This window comes from Streptomyces sp. NPDC111656 (assembly GCF_055656965.1).
In genome coordinates this window covers 590,926-607,181 of the sequence record NZ_JBVKCA010000003.1, presented here as the reverse complement: position 1 = coordinate 607,181, position 16,256 = coordinate 590,926, and the positions used below count along the sequence as shown (strand labels likewise).

Genomic DNA, 16,256 nt, shown 5'->3' with positions numbered 1-16,256 from the left:
GCCCGCCCGCTCGGGTTCGCCTCCGTTCCGTGCCGTCAGTCCCGGTGTGGCCCCAAGTTGCCCAGGAACGTGCCGAGTTGGGGCGCGGTGAGCGACGGCTCGGGCAGCGGGGCGGCGGTGGGGGAGGCGCGCAGTCCGTCGAGGAGGAGGGCGAGGGGGCGGCGCCAGGCGTCCGGGGCGGTGCTCGTGAGGGCCGGGACGGCGCGGCCGAGTACGGCCAGCGCGACGAGGAGGTCCTCGGTGGTGAGATCGTCGCGGACCGTGCCCTGTTCGCGGCCGCGGCGCAGGAGCACCTCCACCGTCTCCCGGTTGTGGGCGTGCACGGAGTCGAGGGAGTGGACGCCCTCCAGATGGGTGGTCATCAGATCGTTGGCACCGCGGTCGGCGGCGAGGCCCTCGAAGACCTCTTCGGCGTATCCCAGCAGACCCGCCCAGGCGTCCTCGGCGGTCCGGGCCCGTTCTCCGGCGTCCATGGTCTGCGTGAGCGAGTCGCTGAAGACCGCGTCGACCAGCGCGGCGCGGCTGGGGAAGTGCCGGTAGAGCGTGGCGTTGCCGACACCGGCCCGGCGTGCGATGACATCGAGCGGCGCGTCCAGGCCCTGCGCGGCGAACACCTCGCGAGCCGCCTCGACCAGCAGCTCGCGGTTGCGCCGCGCGTCGCGCCGCCGCACCGGATCGGGCCCGTTCACGTCGACCTTCATCATGTCGCCTCTCGGAAGTTCCGGGGAGCGCTCCCCGGAACTGATGGTATCGCCGAATCGAGAACTGGGGAGTTATCCCCGTTTTCTGGACAGGGTGCAGCAGAGCGGAGCAGGGCGGGGCAGGACCGGGGAGAGGGTCGGTGGGGCCCACGTGCAAGAGCCCCACCGGCCTCGCTCGTACGCTCAGCTCTCCCGAGCCGCGCTCTTGATGACCGCGAAGCGCGCCCCGTACGGGTCGGCGAGCTTCGCCATGCGGCCGACGCCCTCCAGGTCCGTGGCGGGCATACGGACCGTGCCGCCCAACTCCTGGGCCTTGCTGACGGTGGCGTCCGTGTCGGTGACCTCGAAGTACGGCAGCCAGTACGCGCCCTGCTGGGCCTCGGTCGGGTCGTCGGCCAGCGGGACGACGCCGCCGAACATGTCCGACTCCTCCGCCCCGGCGGGGTTGATACAGGTGTACGTGCCGCCGGGGAACGGAGTGGCCGAGGTCTCCCAGCCGAACACGGAGTTGTAGAACGCGGCGGCCGCCGGCTCGTCCGGGGTGTAGAGCTCGACCCAGCACAGCGAACCCGGGTCACCCGCCACGTCGATGCCCTTGGTCAGGCCCGGCTGCCAGATGCCGAAGGGCACACCCGCCTCGTCCCCGAGAATCGCCATGTGACCCTGGCTCATGACATCCATGGGCTGGACGATCACACTGCCGCCGGCCTGCTCGGCCGCCTTGGCCGTGGCCTGCGCGTCGGGGCTCTGGAAGTACACCGTCCAGGAAGGCGGGCCCTGTTCCTCGGTGGTCTGCATACCGCCCGCGGCGGTCTTTCCGGCGAGCTGGAAGAAACCGTAGCCGCCGGAGTCGGGCCCTGCCGACTGGAACTGCCAGCCGAAGAGGCCGCCATAGAAGGATGTGGCGCCTTCGATGTCGGGGGTGCCGATATCGAGCCAGTTCGGAGCGCCGGTGACAAAACGGGTGGTGAGCATGTTGTGCCCTCCTTTGAGGGGTCCCGTTGCCTGTAGTGCCGAGTCTGGCACCGCCCACTGACAATCGCCGCCAGGACTCCCGCCGCGGGCAGGAGAGACCATTGCGATTACCCTGGGTGATCGGTTATGTTTGTTTTGTTTTCATACTTTGCGGCGAGCCGCCTGGCACCTCGGAACGTGGCGTTGATCCCACGTTGATCGAACGTTTTTCGCCGCGCGGCACGATTCTCGTCATGCACACCGACACCATGACCCCGGCCGACTCCGCCTGGCAGGAGCAGGCGTTGTGCGCGCAGACCGGGGCCGATTTCTTCTTTCCCGAGCCGGGCAGCTCGGTGCGTGAGGCAAAGCGCATCTGCGGGATGTGCGAGATGCGCTCCGCCTGCCTGGAGTACGCGCTGAACAACGACGAACGCTTCGGGGTCTGGGGTGGCCTGTCCGAGAAGGAACGGCTCAGCCTCCGGCGCTCGGACCAGAACTGACGCCTACGACGCCGAGACCGGCCCCAACAACGCCGAGACCGGCCCCTGCGACGCCGGGCCCCGCGCCGGACGCCGTGAACAGCCGTGTCCGGGCGGCGCCTTGCCCTGGTCCGGAGCCCTGCCGTAATTCGGTGGGGCGAACCGGTGGCGGTGGTTAGGATCGCCGTGGCGCACCCGGGCGTAGAGCAGAGGCAGACTCGCCGCCCTCTCAAGGCGGATACGCCGGTTCGAATCCGGTCGTCCGGGCTGCGTCCGGCCGGGCGGACCGGGACAGCAGGGTCCTGTGGAGCAGAGGCAGACTCACCGCCCGTCCAAGGCGGATACGCCGGTTCGAATCCGGTCAGGACCACGGCGGCGCACACGCGGGGCGGGGACACATGGGTGACGGCGGCGCGATCACACAGGACGAACTGGCGGCGTTCCACCGTACGGTCGGCAAGCTGCGGGCGCTGCCCGTCGACGACCCGGTGAGGCTGCGCGCCGAACAGGTCGCCGCGTCCTTCGCGAGAGACGGTCGGGTGCGCAGGCGCAAGGTGCGCGGCGCCGAACTCTCCGCCGCCGACGCGGCCGTGATGGCCGCGACCGCGACGGGCGCGCTCGACCGGCGGGAGGACGCACCGCTCGCCCGTCGCGGAGACGGCGGCCTCTTCGTGAAGCCCCGCTCCTGCTATGTCTGCAAGACGCCCTATCGACAGGTCGACGCCTTCTACCACCGGCTGTGCCCGGCATGCGCCGCCGACAACACCACCCGGCGTGCGCTCACCACCGACCTGAGCGGCCGTCGCGCGCTGCTCACCGGAGGCCGGGTCAAGATCGGCTTCCAGCTGGCCCTGATGATGCTCCGCGACGGCGCCGAACTCCTGGTCACCAGCCGCTTTCCGCACGACACCAGGCGACGCTTCCGCGCCGAACCGGGCAGCGCGAAGTGGCTGGACCGGCTGACGGTGCTGGCGGTGGATCTCCGTGATCCGCGCCAGGTGCTGGGGATCTGCGAGCAGTTGAGGCAGGAGGGCGAGCCCCTCGACATCCTGGTCAACAACGCCGCGCAGACGGTACGGCGGCCCGCCGACTCGTACGCGCTGCTGGCCGCCGGGGAGCGCGCCGTACTGCCCGAAGGGGCCCGGGAGGCACCGGGGTTCACACCGATGCGGGTGCTGGCCGGTGGTGGTCCCTCGGCGCTCCCCGCGGCGCTGCGGGAGGCCGACGAGGCAGGGCTGCTGCCCGACCCCTCCCCGGAGAACTCCTGGTCGGCCCGGCTGGGCGCACTCGACCCGGCCGAGGTCCTGGAGACCCAGTTGGTCAACGCGCTCGCCCCGGCGCTGCTCTGCGACCGGCTGCTGCCCCTGCTGCTCGCCTCGCCCCACCCGCGGCGATATGTCGTCAACGTGACCGCCGTCGAGGGCCGCTTCGCCGTACGCAACAAGATGGCCGGCCACCCGCACACCAACATGGCCAAGGCCGCGCTCAACATGCTCACGCGCACCAGCGCCGCCGAACTCGCCGAACAGGGCGTGCACATGTGCGCCGTCGACACCGGCTGGATCACCGACGAGAACCCCGCTCCCAAGAAGGAGCGGATGGCGGGCGCGGGGTTCCGCACCCCCCTCGACATCGTGGACGGAGCGGCCCGGGTGTACGACCCGATCGTGCGGGGCGAGGCGGGCGCACCCGTGTCCGGGGTGTTCCTCAAGGACTACCGGGCGGCGGAATGGTGACCGAGCCGGAGCGGAAGCCGGACCCGCGGTTCGCGGGCGTACCGCCGGTCGCACCCCGCCCCTTGGCCGAACTCGCCCCGCTGCTCGACTGGTTGCGCGACGGCCGTCCGGCCGGCGAGCGACTGGACTTCACGGCCGGTACGGCGCTGCCCGACGGGCGCCTCGACCTGTGCAAGCAGGGGCTCGGAGCGCGGGGCGCGGCGCTGGTCGCCGAGGCTCTCTCCGAGATGGCGGGCGTCTCGGACAGGCCCTCTCCCGTACGGCATCTGCTGCTCGGCACCGACGGGCTCGGCGACGAGGGTGCCGCCGCGGTCGCCGCGCGTGCCGAGGTCGAGACGCTGTATCTCGGCTGCAACGGGATCACCGCCGGCGGCGCCTGCCGCATCGCCGACAACCTGCGCGCCTCGCCGCGGGTCGTCACGGGCGTCTGGCTCAAACGCAACCCGCTGGGCAGCGAGGGAGGGCGGGCCGCGGCCGAACTCGTCGAGTCCGCACGGTCGTTGCGCACACTGGACCTCGTGCAGACCAGGCTCGACGCGACGGGCGCCGTCGTCCTCGCCGACGCCCTCCTCGCCGCGACGGAGAACGGCCGCCGCGTCGAGCGGCTGTTCGTGGGCGGCAATCCGCTCGGCGCGGCGGGCGCGGTGCCGCTGTCCGCGCTCATCGCCGAGGGCGCGGTCGACGAACTCTACGTATCCGCAGCGGGGTTGGGCGACGCGGGCGCGCTGCGTCTCGCCGACGCGCTGGCGCGGGCACCGCACGGACGGCTCGCCCGGCTCTCCGTCGCCAGCAACGGCATCGGCTCGAGCGCCGCTGCCCGGCTGGTGGCGGCGGCGACCGCGGCGGGGGTCACCCTGCTCGACCTCGGGCGGGTGCGGGCGGCCGCGGTGCTCGGCGCCGCCGACAACCGCGTCGACCTCACGGCGGCCACCGACATCGCGCACACCCTCGCGAGCGCCGAACACCGCCTCACCCACCTCGTCCTCGCCCACACCGGCATGCGCAGCCGCGAGGCCCACCGCCTCCTCGACACCGCCCCGCGCGCCGCGACCGCGACCCGGTTCGTGCTGGGGCAGTCCATCGCGACCAGTGTGAAGCGGCGCCTGGACGCGCTCAGCGCACACATCCCGATGCCGTCGGTCCCGGCCGACGTCGCCGCCGTACGCAGCGTCCACCGCACGGTGCCGCTACGCTCGGACTCAAGGGCGGGGCCGTAGCGCAGAGGCAGGCGCACCTGGTCTCCAAAACCGGAACACGCTGGTTCGAATCCAGCCGCCCCGCCCCCCTTCCCCTCAGGGGTTTCCGACGATGGCCCCGGCTCGCCGGAGCGCACCGGGAAACCAGTACGCCGCGCGCGCTTCAGCAGGGCACAATCCCCGCATGGATCGCACCCCGCAGCGGCACGCCGAAAGTCTGCTCAACGCCCTCGACCCGCTGCCCTTCCCCCAGCGCATGCGCGAACTCGCCCTGCGGGTGGGGGAGCTGGTTCCGCTGCGGCCGGTGCTGGAGGAGCTCGAATCCCGCGGACCGTACGAACGGGGGATCGCCGTCGTCGCGGCCGCCGTCGGCCGCGACGACGAGTGGATCGCGGACCGCATCGCCGACCCGGACGCCTACGTGCGCGGACACGCCCTCCAGGTCGCGGACAGCCTCCAAGTGCCCGACTCCGCCTATGAGTCGGCGCTCGACGACGCCCCGGAGGCGGTCCGCCGGGAGCTGTTGCGCGCGATCGTCGCGGGACGGCGCACGGCACTGGCCGACCGGCTGCTGCCGGGGCTGCGGCGGGACTGGGGCGACGCCGAGGCGGCCCGTCTGCTGCCGGGCTGCGCGCCGGAGACGGTCGCTCGGCTGCTGCCCGAGCTCTTCCACGCCGTCACCGGCTGGAAGCTCCTCGCCAAGCGGCATCCCGGCACCCTTCTCGACGTCGCCGAAGGTGAGCTGGCGGCGCTCCCCGAGGCCCTGCGGGACACCTGGTGGGGCCGGTACGCCCGGGGCGTGGCCGCCACGGTCGCGACGCAGCCCCTGCGCGTGCTCGACCTTCTCGAACGCTTCGGGCCCGCCACCCTGCCCCTCCCGCTGCACGACCACTTCCCGCGGTTCGCGGCGGCCGACCCGAGCCTGCTGCTGCGCCTGCTGCTCAGCCCCACCGGATTCGCCGCGCGCCGCTATAGGTCCCTGAGGCCCACCGTGCTGCGCAGGCTGGCCCGTTCCGACGCGCCCGAACTCCTGGCATTCAGCAGGGTCCTGGCCGACTGGGGTGATCTCGCGCCGCTCGTCAAGGCGCTGCCGCCGGCGCGACGCCTCGCCTTCTACCGGGCCGCGCTGGAAGGCCGAGGAGCCGGACACGTCACCATCGACGCGTTCATCCTCGAGGTGCTGCCACGCAGTGGTGCCGCCGAAGAGGCCCGACGCATGGCGGCCGTCGCACGCGAGCACGGCGCCCTCTGGAACTCCCTGCTGCTCGCCGAGTCCTTCCTGCCCGTCGCGGAAGCACGCGAACGGCTCGTCGAGGCCACCCGCCGACCGGCCGCCGAAGACCGAGCCGAGGCCTGGCCGTTGCTCATCCGCAACGCCGCCCGCTCCGGCGACCACGCGGCCGTCACCTCCGTCCTGGAGGAGATGACCCGGCTGCGCAACGAACACGACCCGGTGCGCTCGGCCGCGCTCGGCGCACTGTCCGGGGTGCGGCCCGCGCTGTTCACCGAGGACGCCGAGCCGCACCTCGACCGCATCACCGCGGACGCCGTCGAGGCCCGCGACTCCTCGCCCGCCACCCGGCAGAATCTCAGCGACCTCGCCCTGTCCGTACTGCGCGAGCACGCGGCGGGCGGGCGTCGGGAGTTGGTGAACTGGGCCCTGCGCACCCTGGTCCGGATATCCGGCAACACCGGTCGCGCCGACCTCGGCCGTCTCGACACGGCCCTGCGGCGCGGCCAGGAGCACCAGGTGTACGACGCCCTGCGCCCCTGGATCGAGGCGGGCGCCGAAAAGGCCGACTACAGCCTCGCCTTCACGCTCGCCCGCGCGGTCGGGCGGCGCGCCGCCGGCATGCCCGAACTGCAGGAACTCCTCTGGCAGGCCATTCGGTACGGCAACGACGCGACCATGCGCCGTGCGATCGAACTGTGGCTCGAGCCCCCCGCGACCCGCGACGAACGGGTGGCCCGCGTCCTCGCGTTCGAACCGTCCGCGGGCGCGCAGGGGCCCGTCCTGCGGATCGTCACCCGGCGCCGCACCGACCTGCTCGACCCGCTGCTCGCCGAGACTCCTCCCTACGGCCGCTTCCTGACCAAGGGCACCCCCTGGACCGTACCGGTGGACCGTGACGTACGGCGCTGGGTGCCACGCCAACAGCGCGCGGTGGCACGACAGCTGGCGGACCAGGCCGAGGACGCCGCGCTGCCGCTCTTCGAGCGTGCCGCAGCCGTCGCGCAGGCCGCACTCGTCCCGGGCAGCGGCACCGATCTCGTTCGCCACTGGACCGGGTCCCCGGACGTGCTGCTCGCCGAGGCGGCGCTCGCCGCACTCGCCCGGACGGACCGGCCCGCCGACGCGCTGCCCGAGCTGCTGGCGCACGCGGATGGCGAGCGGGCCCGGGTCGCGGTCTACGCGGCCACGCAGGCCTCCCGGTACGCGGCACCCTCGCTTTTGGCCGCGCAACTGCGCGCGGTGCTCTTCGCGCCGCGCGCCAAGGTGACCAGCCGCAAGGAGGCCGCCCGGCTCGCCGCTGTACGGCTCCCGATGCCACGGGCTGCGGCGCTGCTGACCGAGGCGTACGCGGCGCCGGGCACTCATGTCGACGTCCGCGCCGCCATCGTGGCCTTCGCGGGCGGTCTGCTCGCCGAGGAACCGGTCTGGGGCATGCTGCGCGACGCCGCGGGCGCCGAGCCGGTACTGCGCACCGCGATCCTGCGCGTCACCCCGCTGGACCTGCCCGAGCCCCAACGCGAGCGGTACGCCGGGCTGGTTCGCGAGGTGTCGTCCACCGAAGACCCCGAGACCGCCACCCTCGCCTTCGACGCCCTGGCCCGCTGGGCGCCCTGGTCCCCCGAGTCGCCGACGGTCCTCGCCGACGCCGTCACCGATCTGACGGGACGCATCAGCTGGCAGGCGGCGGCCAATGGTCTGGTGACCGCGGCGGCGGGCTCACCACGCGGCGGCCGGGGCCTTCAGCAGGCGCTGCGGACGTTGGCGGAGGCGGAGACGGCCGCCGTGACGGAGGGGATCGGCCGCGCCGATGCCGGCGAGCGTCGCGACCGACCGGCCAGGCGGCGCGTCGACCACCTCGTGGTGCGCCTCGCCCAGCGGGCCAGAACGGCCCCGCGACCCATCCGGCCGGCGGCCCTCGCCGCCGGCGAGCTGCTCGCCGGGTACGACGCCTTCGTACCGCAGGCGGCCGCGATCACGGCGTTCCACCTGGACCTGGACGGGGAACCGGGGGACCTGGAGCGCCTGGCCGCGCTCACCGAGGGACGCCCGGCGCTGGCCGCACGGACGGCCCAGGAGCTCGGGGAGCGACTGCGACGGCGGGCACACGAGGGGGATCCCGACGTCCTGCTGGAGGTGGTGCGGCGGCTGGGCGCGCACGGCGGGCACGGCGAGGGGCTGCTCGCGGCGGCCGTCACCGGGGCGATCGGCGCCCGCACGGGCTGGGCCGCGCCCTGGCGGGAGCAGCTGAGAGCGCTGCGCCGTCACCCGGTGGCCGACGTGCGGGACGCGGCGCTCGACCAGGTGACGGCGTACGAGTGAGGCGGCTTCGACCGGAGAGGGGTCAGCCGGCGGCGCGCGCGGCCATCCGCGCCTTGCGGGCCGCGAGCTTCTCGTCGAACTTCGAGGCCTCCGCGTCCAGGCCGCCCATGAAGAAGCCGAGCTCCTCCTGGGCCTGCAGGCCCTCGGGGCCGAGGCCGTCCATCTCCAGGACCTTCAGGTGGCGCAGCACCGGCTGCAGCACGTCGTCGTGGTGGATGCGCATGTTGTAGACCTCGCCGATGGCCATCTGCGCGGCGGCGCGCTCGAAGCCGGGCATGCCGTGCCCGGGCATCCGGAAGTTGACGATGACGTCGCGCACGGACTGCATGGTCAGGTCGGGGGCCAGCTCGAACGCGGCCTTGAGCAGGTTCCGGTAGAAGACCATGTGCAGGTTCTCGTCGGTCGCGATGCGCGCCAGCATGCGGTCGCAGACCGGGTCGCCCGACTGGTGACCGGTGTTGCGGTGCGAGACGCGGGTCGCGAGCTCCTGGAAGGCGACGTACGCGACCGTGTGCAGCATCGAGTGGCGGTTGTCCGACTCGAAGCCCTCGTTCATGTGTGCCATACGGGACGCCTCGAGCTTGTCGGGGTCGACGGCGCGCGAGGCGAGCAGGTAGTCGCGCATCACGATGCCGTGGCGGCCCTCCTCGGCGGTCCAGCGGTGCACCCAGGTGCCCCAGGCGCCGTCACGGCCGAAGAGCGCGGCGATCTCGTGGTGGTAGCTCGGCAGGTTGTCCTCGGTGAGCAGGTTGACGACCAGCGCGATCCGGCCGATCTCCGTGACCTTGGACTGCCCCTTGTTCCAGGCCTCGCCGTCCTCGAAGAAGCCGGGGAAGTTCCGGGCGTCGCTGAACGGCACGTACTCGTGCGGCATCCAGTCCTTGGCCACCTTGAGGTGGCGGTTGAGCTCGGTCTCGACCACTTCTTCCAACGCGTAGAGCAGCCGAGCGTCGGTCCAGGCGGCGGACGGGCTGCCAAGGTGGGGAGAAGTGATCGTCACGGGTGCTCCAGGGGGACGTGAAAATACTGAGCGAGTTCGCGTTACTGCGGGTGTTGCCGGGTGTGTTGCTCGGCGGGTCACCGAGCGGGAGACAAAACCTACGGCATCGTAGGCTACGTAACCGTAGGTTACGAAACCGTAGGTTAAGTTCGCTGTAAAGAGTGCCTGATCAGTGGGGGTCCCAGCAGGGATCGGGCGTGCTCAGACGTACAGCTCCCGAAGCCGTACCGAGAGGCATGTCACACACCCCTCGAGCTTCTCGAACTCGCTGATGTCCACGAGAACCGGTTCGTGACCGAGGCCCGCGAGCAGCTCCGCCGTCTTCGGGGCGCTGGCCGCCATCAACAGCTTCCCGCCGCCGAGCAGCACGACATGCGCCCCGGACTCCTCCGGCACCGGCAGGAAGCGCGGGAACAGCGAGGGTGTGTCCACCAGAGGCTCATGGCCGATCACCGTCCCGTCTGGCAGCGCGGTGACCGCCGACTTCAGATGCAGCACCTTGTTCACGGGTACGGCCACGACCCGCGCCCCGAGCGGTTCGAGGGCCGCCCGCAGCTGCTGGACCCCGGCCGCGTTGGTGCGCCCGCCGCGGCCCACGTACACCGTGTCGCCGACCTTCAGGACGTCGCCGCCGTCCAGGGTGCCCGGCTCCCAGATCCAGTTCACCGAGCAGCCCAGCCGGGCCACGGCCTCCTCGACCCCGGCGGTCTCGGCGCGACGGGACTCGGCGCCGGGGCGGGAGATCAGCGCGACATTGCGGAAGACGACCACGGCGTCCTCGACGAACACCGAGTCGGGGCAGTCGTCGGCCGGATCGACCTCGACGGTCTCCCAGCCGTGCGTGCGCAGCGCCTCGGCGTACGCCTCCCACTGTTCGACGGCCAGGTCGACGTCCACCTTCTCGCGCTCGATGTGCGTCACCAGTCCCTCGGCGAGACGGGGACTGGGCCTGCGGATGAGGGCTTTCTGGCTGGGCACGTGCGGTCTCCGAATCGGCAGGGTGCATCGGCGCACATCATGCAGCGCCGTTCGCGCGCACAACAGCCCCCGACTCGGCACCCCCCGACCGGACCCGCGTCCGAACGTGACACGGGGCGGTGCCCGAAAGTGACGTTAGTCAGCCTCCGGGCCCGGCGCTATGTCGGATACCCGACAGCTTCCGCCGTGGTTTCTTTCAGTTCTCCTCCTTCCAGCAGCAGCCGGCGTGTGATTCCGATCGACTCCAGGAACGGCAGGTCGTGGCTGGCGACGATCAGCGCGCCCTCGTAGGACTCGAGCGCCGTGGTGAGCTGGCGGACGCTCGCCAGGTCGAGGTTGTTGGTCGGTTCGTCGAGCATCAGGAGCTGCGGCGCGGGCTCTGCGAGCATCAGCGCCGCGAGCGTCGCCCGGAAGCGTTCGCCGCCGGAGAGCGTCGCCGCCCGCTGGTCGGCCTTCGCCCCCTTGAACAGGAAGCGGGCGAGCCGCGCCCGGACCCGGTTGTTGGTGGCGGCGGGCGCGAAACGGGCCACGTTCTCGGCCACGGTCAGCTCCCCGTCGAGCACATCGAGCCGCTGGGGCAGGAACCGATGCGGCACATGGGCCAGCGCGTGGCCGGACACGGCCTCCAGCTCCCCGGCGATCGTCCGCAGCAGCGTCGTCTTGCCCGCGCCGTTGCGCCCGATCAGCGCGATCCGCTCGGGCCCGCGCAGATCGAACACACCCTCCACGCGCGCGCCGTATTTCAGCTCCAGGTTCTCCAGCGTGAGCACGGTGCGGCCCGGCGGTACGGCCGTGTACGGCAGGTCGACACGGATCTCGTCGTCGTCCCGTACGGCCTCCACCGCGTCGTCGAGCCGGTCCTTCGCCTCGGCGAGCTTCTCCTCGTGCATGATGCGGTGCTTGCCCGCCGACTCCTGGGCGGCCCGTTTGCGCGCACCCATGACGATCTTCGGCTCGCGCTTCTGCTCGAACATCTTCTGCCCGTAGCGCTTGCGACGGGCGAGCTTGACCTGTGCGTCGACCAGTTCGCGCTTCTGCTTCTTCAGATCGGCCTCGGCGACGCGCACCATGCGCTCCGCCGCCTCCTGCTCGTCGGCGAGGACCTCCTCGTAGGCGGAGAAGTTGCCCCCGTACCAGGTGACCTCGCCCGAGCGCAGATCGGCGATCTGGTCGACCAGGTCCAACAGTTCGCGGTCGTGGCTGACCACGACCATGACCCCGGACCAGGCCTCGACGGCCGCGTACAGCCGTCGGCGCGCGTACAGGTCGAGGTTGTTGGTGGGCTCGTCCAGCAGCAGGATGTCCGGTCGGCGCAGCAGCAGCGCGGCGAGGCGCAGCAGTACCGACTCGCCGCCCGAGACCTCGCCGATGGTGCGGTCCAGCTCGACGTGTCCGAGTCCGAGTTCGCCGAGCATGGCGAGCGCCCGCTCCTCGACGTCCCAGTCGTCGCCGACGACGTCGAAGTGCTCATCGGCCGCGTCGCCCGCCTCGATGGCGTGCAGCGCGGCACGCGTGGCGGCGATGCCGAGCGCCTCGTCGACCCGAAGGGCGGTGTCGAGCGTGACGTTCTGCGGCAGATAGCCGACCTCGCCGGTGACGCGGATCGTGCCGTCGGCCGGGGTCAGTTCGCCCGCGATCAGCTTCAACAGGGTTGATTTCCCTGATCCGTTGACGCCGACGAGCCCGGTCCTGCCGGGGCCGAAGGCGATCTGTTGGTCGTCGAAGACGGTGGTTCCGTCCGGCCAGGCGAAGGAGAGGGAGGTGCAGCTGAGGGAGGTGGGGAAAGAAGACATGAGGGCCTCGCGATTACTGGGTGCGGTCAGGGGCACGCGTTCGGGACACCGCGAGGTGACGACGATCCAGTCAGGAGGGCGGAAAGAAGGCCCCGTACACCGGAGGACGGCTCATACGCCGAGGTCGCACGCTGCGCACACGGGAGCGACGAAAGCCCACTGCGTGACGCGGTGTCTCAGACCTCAGACGAGCAACGTCCTTCTCCAATCGACGACAACAGGACCGCTGTACACCGTAGGAACGGCCCTGAACGCTGTCAACGCATTAACGGCCTGTCCGGCGGATCAGGTCGCAGGAATCAGGCGGTGCCTCATCGACGCCGCGTCTGCGGCATGATCCGCCGGACAGGCCCTAACGTGGCCCCGACCTCGACCCCGAAGGAGATGCCGTGCCCAACGGCTCGCTGTCGCTGCCCGCCCGGCTCTATCTGCTGGCCTGGGACACCACGAGGCTCAAGGTCACGGGGGCGACCCACCTCCACCATCTGGTGCGCGCCGGCGCTCTCACGGAGCTCGCCCAGCGCGGACTGCTCGCCGACGTGGACGGCATCGCCACACCGGTCGACGTCGACGCCCATACGGGGGACCTGGTCCTCGACGGGCTCCTGGAACTGGTGGAGGAGTCCCGGCCCCGGAAGTGGAAGGCGTGGGTGACCCTGCGGGCGCGCGTCACCCTGGACGCGGTCCGCGCGCAACTCGCCGCCGAGGGCTACCTGCGGGCCGAGAAGAAGCGGGTGCTCGGGCTCTTCCCGTCCGTGGAGTACGAGCTGGAGCGGGTGGCCGCGGTGGAGGCGCTGCGGGAGGAGGCACGGACCGTGCTGCAGGGGCCCGTGCCCGTCGAGGAGGTCTCCGACCGCGACGCGGCCCTCGTCGCCCTCGCCGCCGCGGCCGAACTGCGCACGCTGGCGTCCGGCAAGGACCGCAAGCTGTACAAGCAGCGCATCGAGGAGCTGACCGACCGCAGCGGAGCGGCGGCACCGGCGCTGAAGAAGGTCATCCAGGAGGTGCGCGCCGCGATCGTCGTGGCGGCCACGGCGGCATCGGCCTCGGGCGCGGCAACGGGGGGCTGAGGCGCCCGGGATGAAGCGCGGAGAACTGCGCGAGCAACCCCCGGCGTCCCGCCCCCGACCATGCTTCCCGGCCTCCCACGCACATGTCGCATTTCTGCCAGCCCCCGCGCCGCCCCCGGTGATGGGATCGTCCCCATGACGAACCAGAACCCCACCCACGAAACGGCCCTCGCCTTCAGCGCCCTGCACATCCCCGGCCGCCCACTCGTCCTCCCGAACGCCTGGGACACGGCGAGTGCGCGCCTGGTCGAGGAGGCGGGGGCCGCCGCCGTGGCGACGACCAGCGCGGGGCTCGCCTGGGACCTGGGAACGGCCGACGGGGACCGGCTGGACAGGGAACGGGCCCTCGGCGCGGTCGCTCGCGTCGCCGCCGGGGTCAAGGTCCCGGTGAGCGCGGACATCGAGAGCGGCTACGCGAAGGACGCCGCGGGCGTCGGGGACACGATCCGCGCGGCCCTCGCCGCCGGCGCCGTGGGCGTGAACATCGAGGACGCGCTGTACGAGGGCGAAGGTGACGGCGAGGGGGTCGGCGACGGCGGCCGTGGCCCGCTGCGTCCGGTCGCCGAGCAGGCGGAGCGTATCGCCGCGGCCCGTGCCGCAGCCGATGCGGCGGGTGTCCCGCTGTTCATCAACGCGCGCATCGACACCGTTCTGAGGGGCGCGGGAGGGGTCGAGGAGACCCTGGAAAGGGCCGCCGCCTTCCTCGCCGCCGGAGCCGACGGGATCTTCGTTCCCGGGGCCGTCGACCCGGGGACGGTGAAGTCGCTCGTGGCGGGTGTCGAGGGCCCACTCAATGTGCTGGTCGGTCCCGGCGCACCGTCCGTCGCCGAACTGGCCGCGCTCGGGGTCGCCCGGATCAGCACGGGGTCGAGCATCGCGCAGGCCGCGCACGCCGTGGTCCGCCGTGCCGCGCGGGAGCTGCTGAGCGCGGGGACCTACGACTCGCTGACCGGTGGACTCGACTACGCCGAGCTCAACACCCTGCTGGGCGGCGCTCGCTGACGCCGGGGTCGTCGCTCAGCAGGTGCCCCGCATCAGCTCCTCCAGGTCGTGGTCCAGGTCGACCTGGAGATGCTCGAGTCCGACGGGCACCAGTTCGGTCGTGAGCTGGAGGAACTTCCGCACCTCGCCCGAGCGCACATGCACCACGGCGGTGCCCTCGGGGGCGTGGAACTCCAGCACGGTGCGGTCGTAGCCGTACGGCCGCACCCGTACGTCGCCGTACCCCACGGAGTCCTCCATGCCGGACGCGAGCAGCTCGCGCGCGAACGTCCAGCAGACCTCCACGCCCTCCAGCGTGGCCGGGGCGGGGAAGGTCATACGGACGGCGAAGGGGTCGCTCCGGTCGTAGTGGAGCGTTGCGGGAATGCTCGGCATCCGCGGGGCGGCGGCGACGAGGCGGGCCTCTACGGGCTGCTCGATGACGGTGGACAACGCCTTGCTCCCTTGTGACGGCTGGACGAACTCCGGGCGGATGAGGCCAGGCAATGTATGAGACGACGGAATGAGCCATTCAGTGCACCTGAAACCCAAGTGACCTCTGTCACCGACTTCATTCACCTCGGTGACACGTAGTGATCCATTTCTCGTTCCGACATGCCCGCGATATCGGAGAGGACACCAACCGGGGCCCCCGGGTTCCCGCCGAGGCCATCTGGACGGCGCCGGGGGAGTGGGCTAGCTTCGCCCGCCATGAGGGGCTTGGGGAAGTCGAGACGTACGAGTCGGGCGGTCACCGTGGGACTGTGCGCGGCGGCGTTCGCCGCCGCGCTGACGGCGACGCCGGCGCAGGCACACGAGGCGGGGAAGGCGGCCCACTGGGCGCTCAAGGACAGCGGCAGCGACGTACGATTCCGCGGACTGTCGGCCGTCAGCCGGGACACCGCCTGGGTGGCCGGCGCCAAAGGCACCGTCCTGCGCACCACCGACGGCGGCGCGAGCTGGCGGAACGTCTCGCCGCCCGGCGCCGCCGACCTGGAGTTCCGCGACATCGAGGCGTTCGACGCGCGGCGCGCGGTGGTCCTCGCCATCGGTGAGGGCGAGGCCTCCCGGGTCTTCAGGACCGACGACGGCGGCGCGACCTGGACCGAGTCCTTCCGCAACACCGACGCGAAGGCCTTCTACGACTGTCTGACCTTCTTCGACCGGCGCCACGGCCTCGCGATGAGCGACCCCGTGGACGGCAGGTTCCGCATCCTGTCCACCAGCGACGGCGGACGGTCCTGGAAGGTGCTGCCCAGCGACGGCATGCCCGCCGCGCAGGACGGCGAGGCGGGCTTCGCCGCCAGTGGACAGTGCCTCGTGAGCGCGGGATCGCACGATGCCTGGCTGGCCACCGGCGGGGGCGCACACGCGCGTGTGCTGCATTCCACCGACCGGGGACTGACCTGGAAGGCGGCCGAGACGCCGATCCCGGCGGGCGACCCGGCGCGTGGCGTCTTCGCCCTCGCCTTCCGGGACCGCGCCCACGGCCTCGCGGTCGGCGGCGACTACCGCGCCGACCAGGCATCGCCCCAGGTGGCCGCCGTCACCCCCGACGGCGGGCGCACCTGGACCCCCGCCGCCCAGCCGCCGCCCGCCTACCGCTCCGGTGTCGCCTGGCTCCCGCACAGCCGTACCTCCGCGCTCGCGGTCGGCCCGACCGGCACCGACCTCACGACCGACGGCGGCCGCACCTGGCGCACCCTGGACACCGGCTCGTACGACACCGTGGACTGCACCCCCGACCTGGGCTGCTGGGCGTCCGGGGAGAAGGGCCGGGTGGCACGTCTGGAGCGCTGACTCGCCGCGTGC

13 protein-coding genes and 3 tRNA genes are annotated in these 16,256 nt (G+C 72.2%); 10 read left to right on the top strand and 6 right to left on the bottom strand.

Annotated elements, in window-relative coordinates:
• Window positions 1-35: 35 nt before the first annotated feature.
• Entirely contained in the window at window positions 36-701 is a 666-nt protein-coding gene (locus ACZ7M3_RS12980) for a TetR/AcrR family transcriptional regulator (RefSeq protein WP_472063128.1), read from the bottom strand.
• Between the two features lie 183 nt (window positions 702-884).
• Window positions 885-1,676 carry a VOC family protein gene (locus ACZ7M3_RS12975; RefSeq protein WP_472062951.1) on the bottom strand — a complete coding sequence of 264 codons (792 nt, stop codon included), beginning with the start codon at window positions 1,674-1,676 and terminating at the stop codon, window positions 885-887.
• A gap of 233 nt (window positions 1,677-1,909) precedes the next feature.
• Here ACZ7M3_RS12975 and ACZ7M3_RS12970 point away from each other — a divergent pair, with 233 nt between their 5' ends.
• From ACZ7M3_RS12970 to ACZ7M3_RS12940, 7 genes are all read left to right on the top strand, one after another.
• Window positions 1,910-2,158, top strand: coding sequence for a WhiB family transcriptional regulator (locus tag ACZ7M3_RS12970; RefSeq protein WP_179436804.1), 249 nt, complete (start codon window positions 1,910-1,912; stop codon window positions 2,156-2,158).
• A gap of 174 nt (window positions 2,159-2,332) precedes the next feature.
• A tRNA-Glu gene (locus tag ACZ7M3_RS12965) sits at window positions 2,333-2,404 on the top strand.
• 31 nt (window positions 2,405-2,435) lie between these two features.
• Window positions 2,436-2,507, top strand: a tRNA-Gly gene (locus ACZ7M3_RS12960).
• A gap of 28 nt (window positions 2,508-2,535) precedes the next feature.
• On the top strand, window positions 2,536-3,873 hold the full coding sequence (locus ACZ7M3_RS12955; protein WP_472062950.1) for an SDR family NAD(P)-dependent oxidoreductase: 1,338 nt from the start codon (window positions 2,536-2,538) through the stop codon (window positions 3,871-3,873).
• Complete coding sequence (locus ACZ7M3_RS12950) at window positions 3,867-5,090, top strand: leucine-rich repeat domain-containing protein (protein WP_472062948.1); 1,224 nt, start codon at window positions 3,867-3,869, stop codon at window positions 5,088-5,090. Before ACZ7M3_RS12955 ends, ACZ7M3_RS12950 begins: the two co-directional genes overlap by 7 nt.
• Window positions 5,079-5,155 (top strand) — tRNA-Trp (locus ACZ7M3_RS12945). The genes ACZ7M3_RS12950 and ACZ7M3_RS12945 overlap by 12 nt, the downstream gene beginning before the upstream one ends.
• Before the next feature lie 98 nt (window positions 5,156-5,253).
• Window positions 5,254-8,622 carry a hypothetical protein gene (locus ACZ7M3_RS12940; protein WP_472062946.1) on the top strand — a complete coding sequence of 1,123 codons (3,369 nt, stop codon included), beginning with the start codon at window positions 5,254-5,256 and terminating at the stop codon, window positions 8,620-8,622.
• Window positions 8,623-8,644: 22 nt separating this feature from the next.
• On the opposite strand, the gene ACZ7M3_RS12935 is transcribed toward ACZ7M3_RS12940, so the two are convergent.
• The 3 genes from ACZ7M3_RS12935 to ACZ7M3_RS12925 all read right to left on the bottom strand — a co-directional run bounded on the left by ACZ7M3_RS12935 (window position 8,645) and on the right by ACZ7M3_RS12925 (window position 12,393).
• Window positions 8,645-9,622 (bottom strand): acyl-ACP desaturase, encoded by a 978-nt coding sequence (locus ACZ7M3_RS12935; protein WP_472062944.1) that lies wholly within the window; start codon window positions 9,620-9,622, stop codon window positions 8,645-8,647.
• Between the two features lie 201 nt (window positions 9,623-9,823).
• Entirely contained in the window at window positions 9,824-10,600 is a 777-nt protein-coding gene (gene ddaH / locus ACZ7M3_RS12930) for a dimethylargininase (RefSeq protein WP_470047770.1), read from the bottom strand.
• Window positions 10,601-10,758: 158 nt separating this feature from the next.
• Window positions 10,759-12,393 (bottom strand): ABC-F family ATP-binding cassette domain-containing protein, encoded by a 1,635-nt coding sequence (locus ACZ7M3_RS12925; RefSeq protein WP_472062942.1) that lies wholly within the window; start codon window positions 12,391-12,393, stop codon window positions 10,759-10,761.
• 389 nt (window positions 12,394-12,782) lie between these two features.
• Here ACZ7M3_RS12925 and ACZ7M3_RS12920 point away from each other — a divergent pair, with 389 nt between their 5' ends.
• Together ACZ7M3_RS12920 and ACZ7M3_RS12915 are read left to right on the top strand one after the other, a co-directional pair.
• Entirely contained in the window at window positions 12,783-13,463 is a 681-nt protein-coding gene (locus tag ACZ7M3_RS12920) for a GOLPH3/VPS74 family protein (RefSeq protein WP_472062940.1), read from the top strand.
• A gap of 135 nt (window positions 13,464-13,598) precedes the next feature.
• Window positions 13,599-14,465 carry an isocitrate lyase/PEP mutase family protein gene (locus ACZ7M3_RS12915; RefSeq protein ID WP_472062938.1) on the top strand — a complete coding sequence of 289 codons (867 nt, stop codon included), beginning with the start codon at window positions 13,599-13,601 and terminating at the stop codon, window positions 14,463-14,465.
• 15 nt (window positions 14,466-14,480) lie between these two features.
• Here the strand turns inward: ACZ7M3_RS12915 and ssgD are convergent, their stop codons facing one another.
• Window positions 14,481-14,897, bottom strand: coding sequence for a spore wall synthesis regulator SsgD (gene ssgD, locus ACZ7M3_RS12910; RefSeq protein WP_067361393.1), 417 nt, complete (start codon window positions 14,895-14,897; stop codon window positions 14,481-14,483).
• Between the two features lie 258 nt (window positions 14,898-15,155).
• On the opposite strand from ssgD, the gene ACZ7M3_RS12905 reads away from it, so the two are divergent.
• Window positions 15,156-16,244, top strand: coding sequence for a WD40/YVTN/BNR-like repeat-containing protein (locus tag ACZ7M3_RS12905; RefSeq protein WP_472062936.1), 1,089 nt, complete (start codon window positions 15,156-15,158; stop codon window positions 16,242-16,244).
• Window positions 16,245-16,256: the final 12 nt, after the last annotated feature.

Excerpts from the sequence above, each read along its gene's own strand:
- ACZ7M3_RS12915 (WP_472062938.1), top strand. The coding sequence starts at position 13,599 with ATGACGAACCAGAACCCCACCCACGAAACGGCCCTCGCCTTCAGCGCC.
- ACZ7M3_RS12950 (WP_472062948.1), top strand. The coding sequence starts at position 3,867 with ATGGTGACCGAGCCGGAGCGGAAGCCGGACCCGCGGTTCGCGGGCGTA.
- ACZ7M3_RS12925 (WP_472062942.1), bottom strand. The coding sequence starts at position 12,393 with ATGTCTTCTTTCCCCACCTCCCTCAGCTGCACCTCCCTCTCCTTCGCC.
- ACZ7M3_RS12905 (WP_472062936.1), top strand. The coding sequence starts at position 15,156 with ATGAGGGGCTTGGGGAAGTCGAGACGTACGAGTCGGGCGGTCACCGTG.
- ACZ7M3_RS12980 (WP_472063128.1), bottom strand. The coding sequence starts at position 701 with ATGAAGGTCGACGTGAACGGGCCCGATCCGGTGCGGCGGCGCGACGCG.
- ACZ7M3_RS12975 (WP_472062951.1), bottom strand. The coding sequence starts at position 1,676 with ATGCTCACCACCCGTTTTGTCACCGGCGCTCCGAACTGGCTCGATATC.
- ACZ7M3_RS12940 (WP_472062946.1), top strand. The coding sequence starts at position 5,254 with ATGGATCGCACCCCGCAGCGGCACGCCGAAAGTCTGCTCAACGCCCTC.
- ACZ7M3_RS12970 (WP_179436804.1), top strand. The coding sequence starts at position 1,910 with ATGCACACCGACACCATGACCCCGGCCGACTCCGCCTGGCAGGAGCAG.
- ACZ7M3_RS12955 (WP_472062950.1), top strand. The coding sequence starts at position 2,536 with ATGGGTGACGGCGGCGCGATCACACAGGACGAACTGGCGGCGTTCCAC.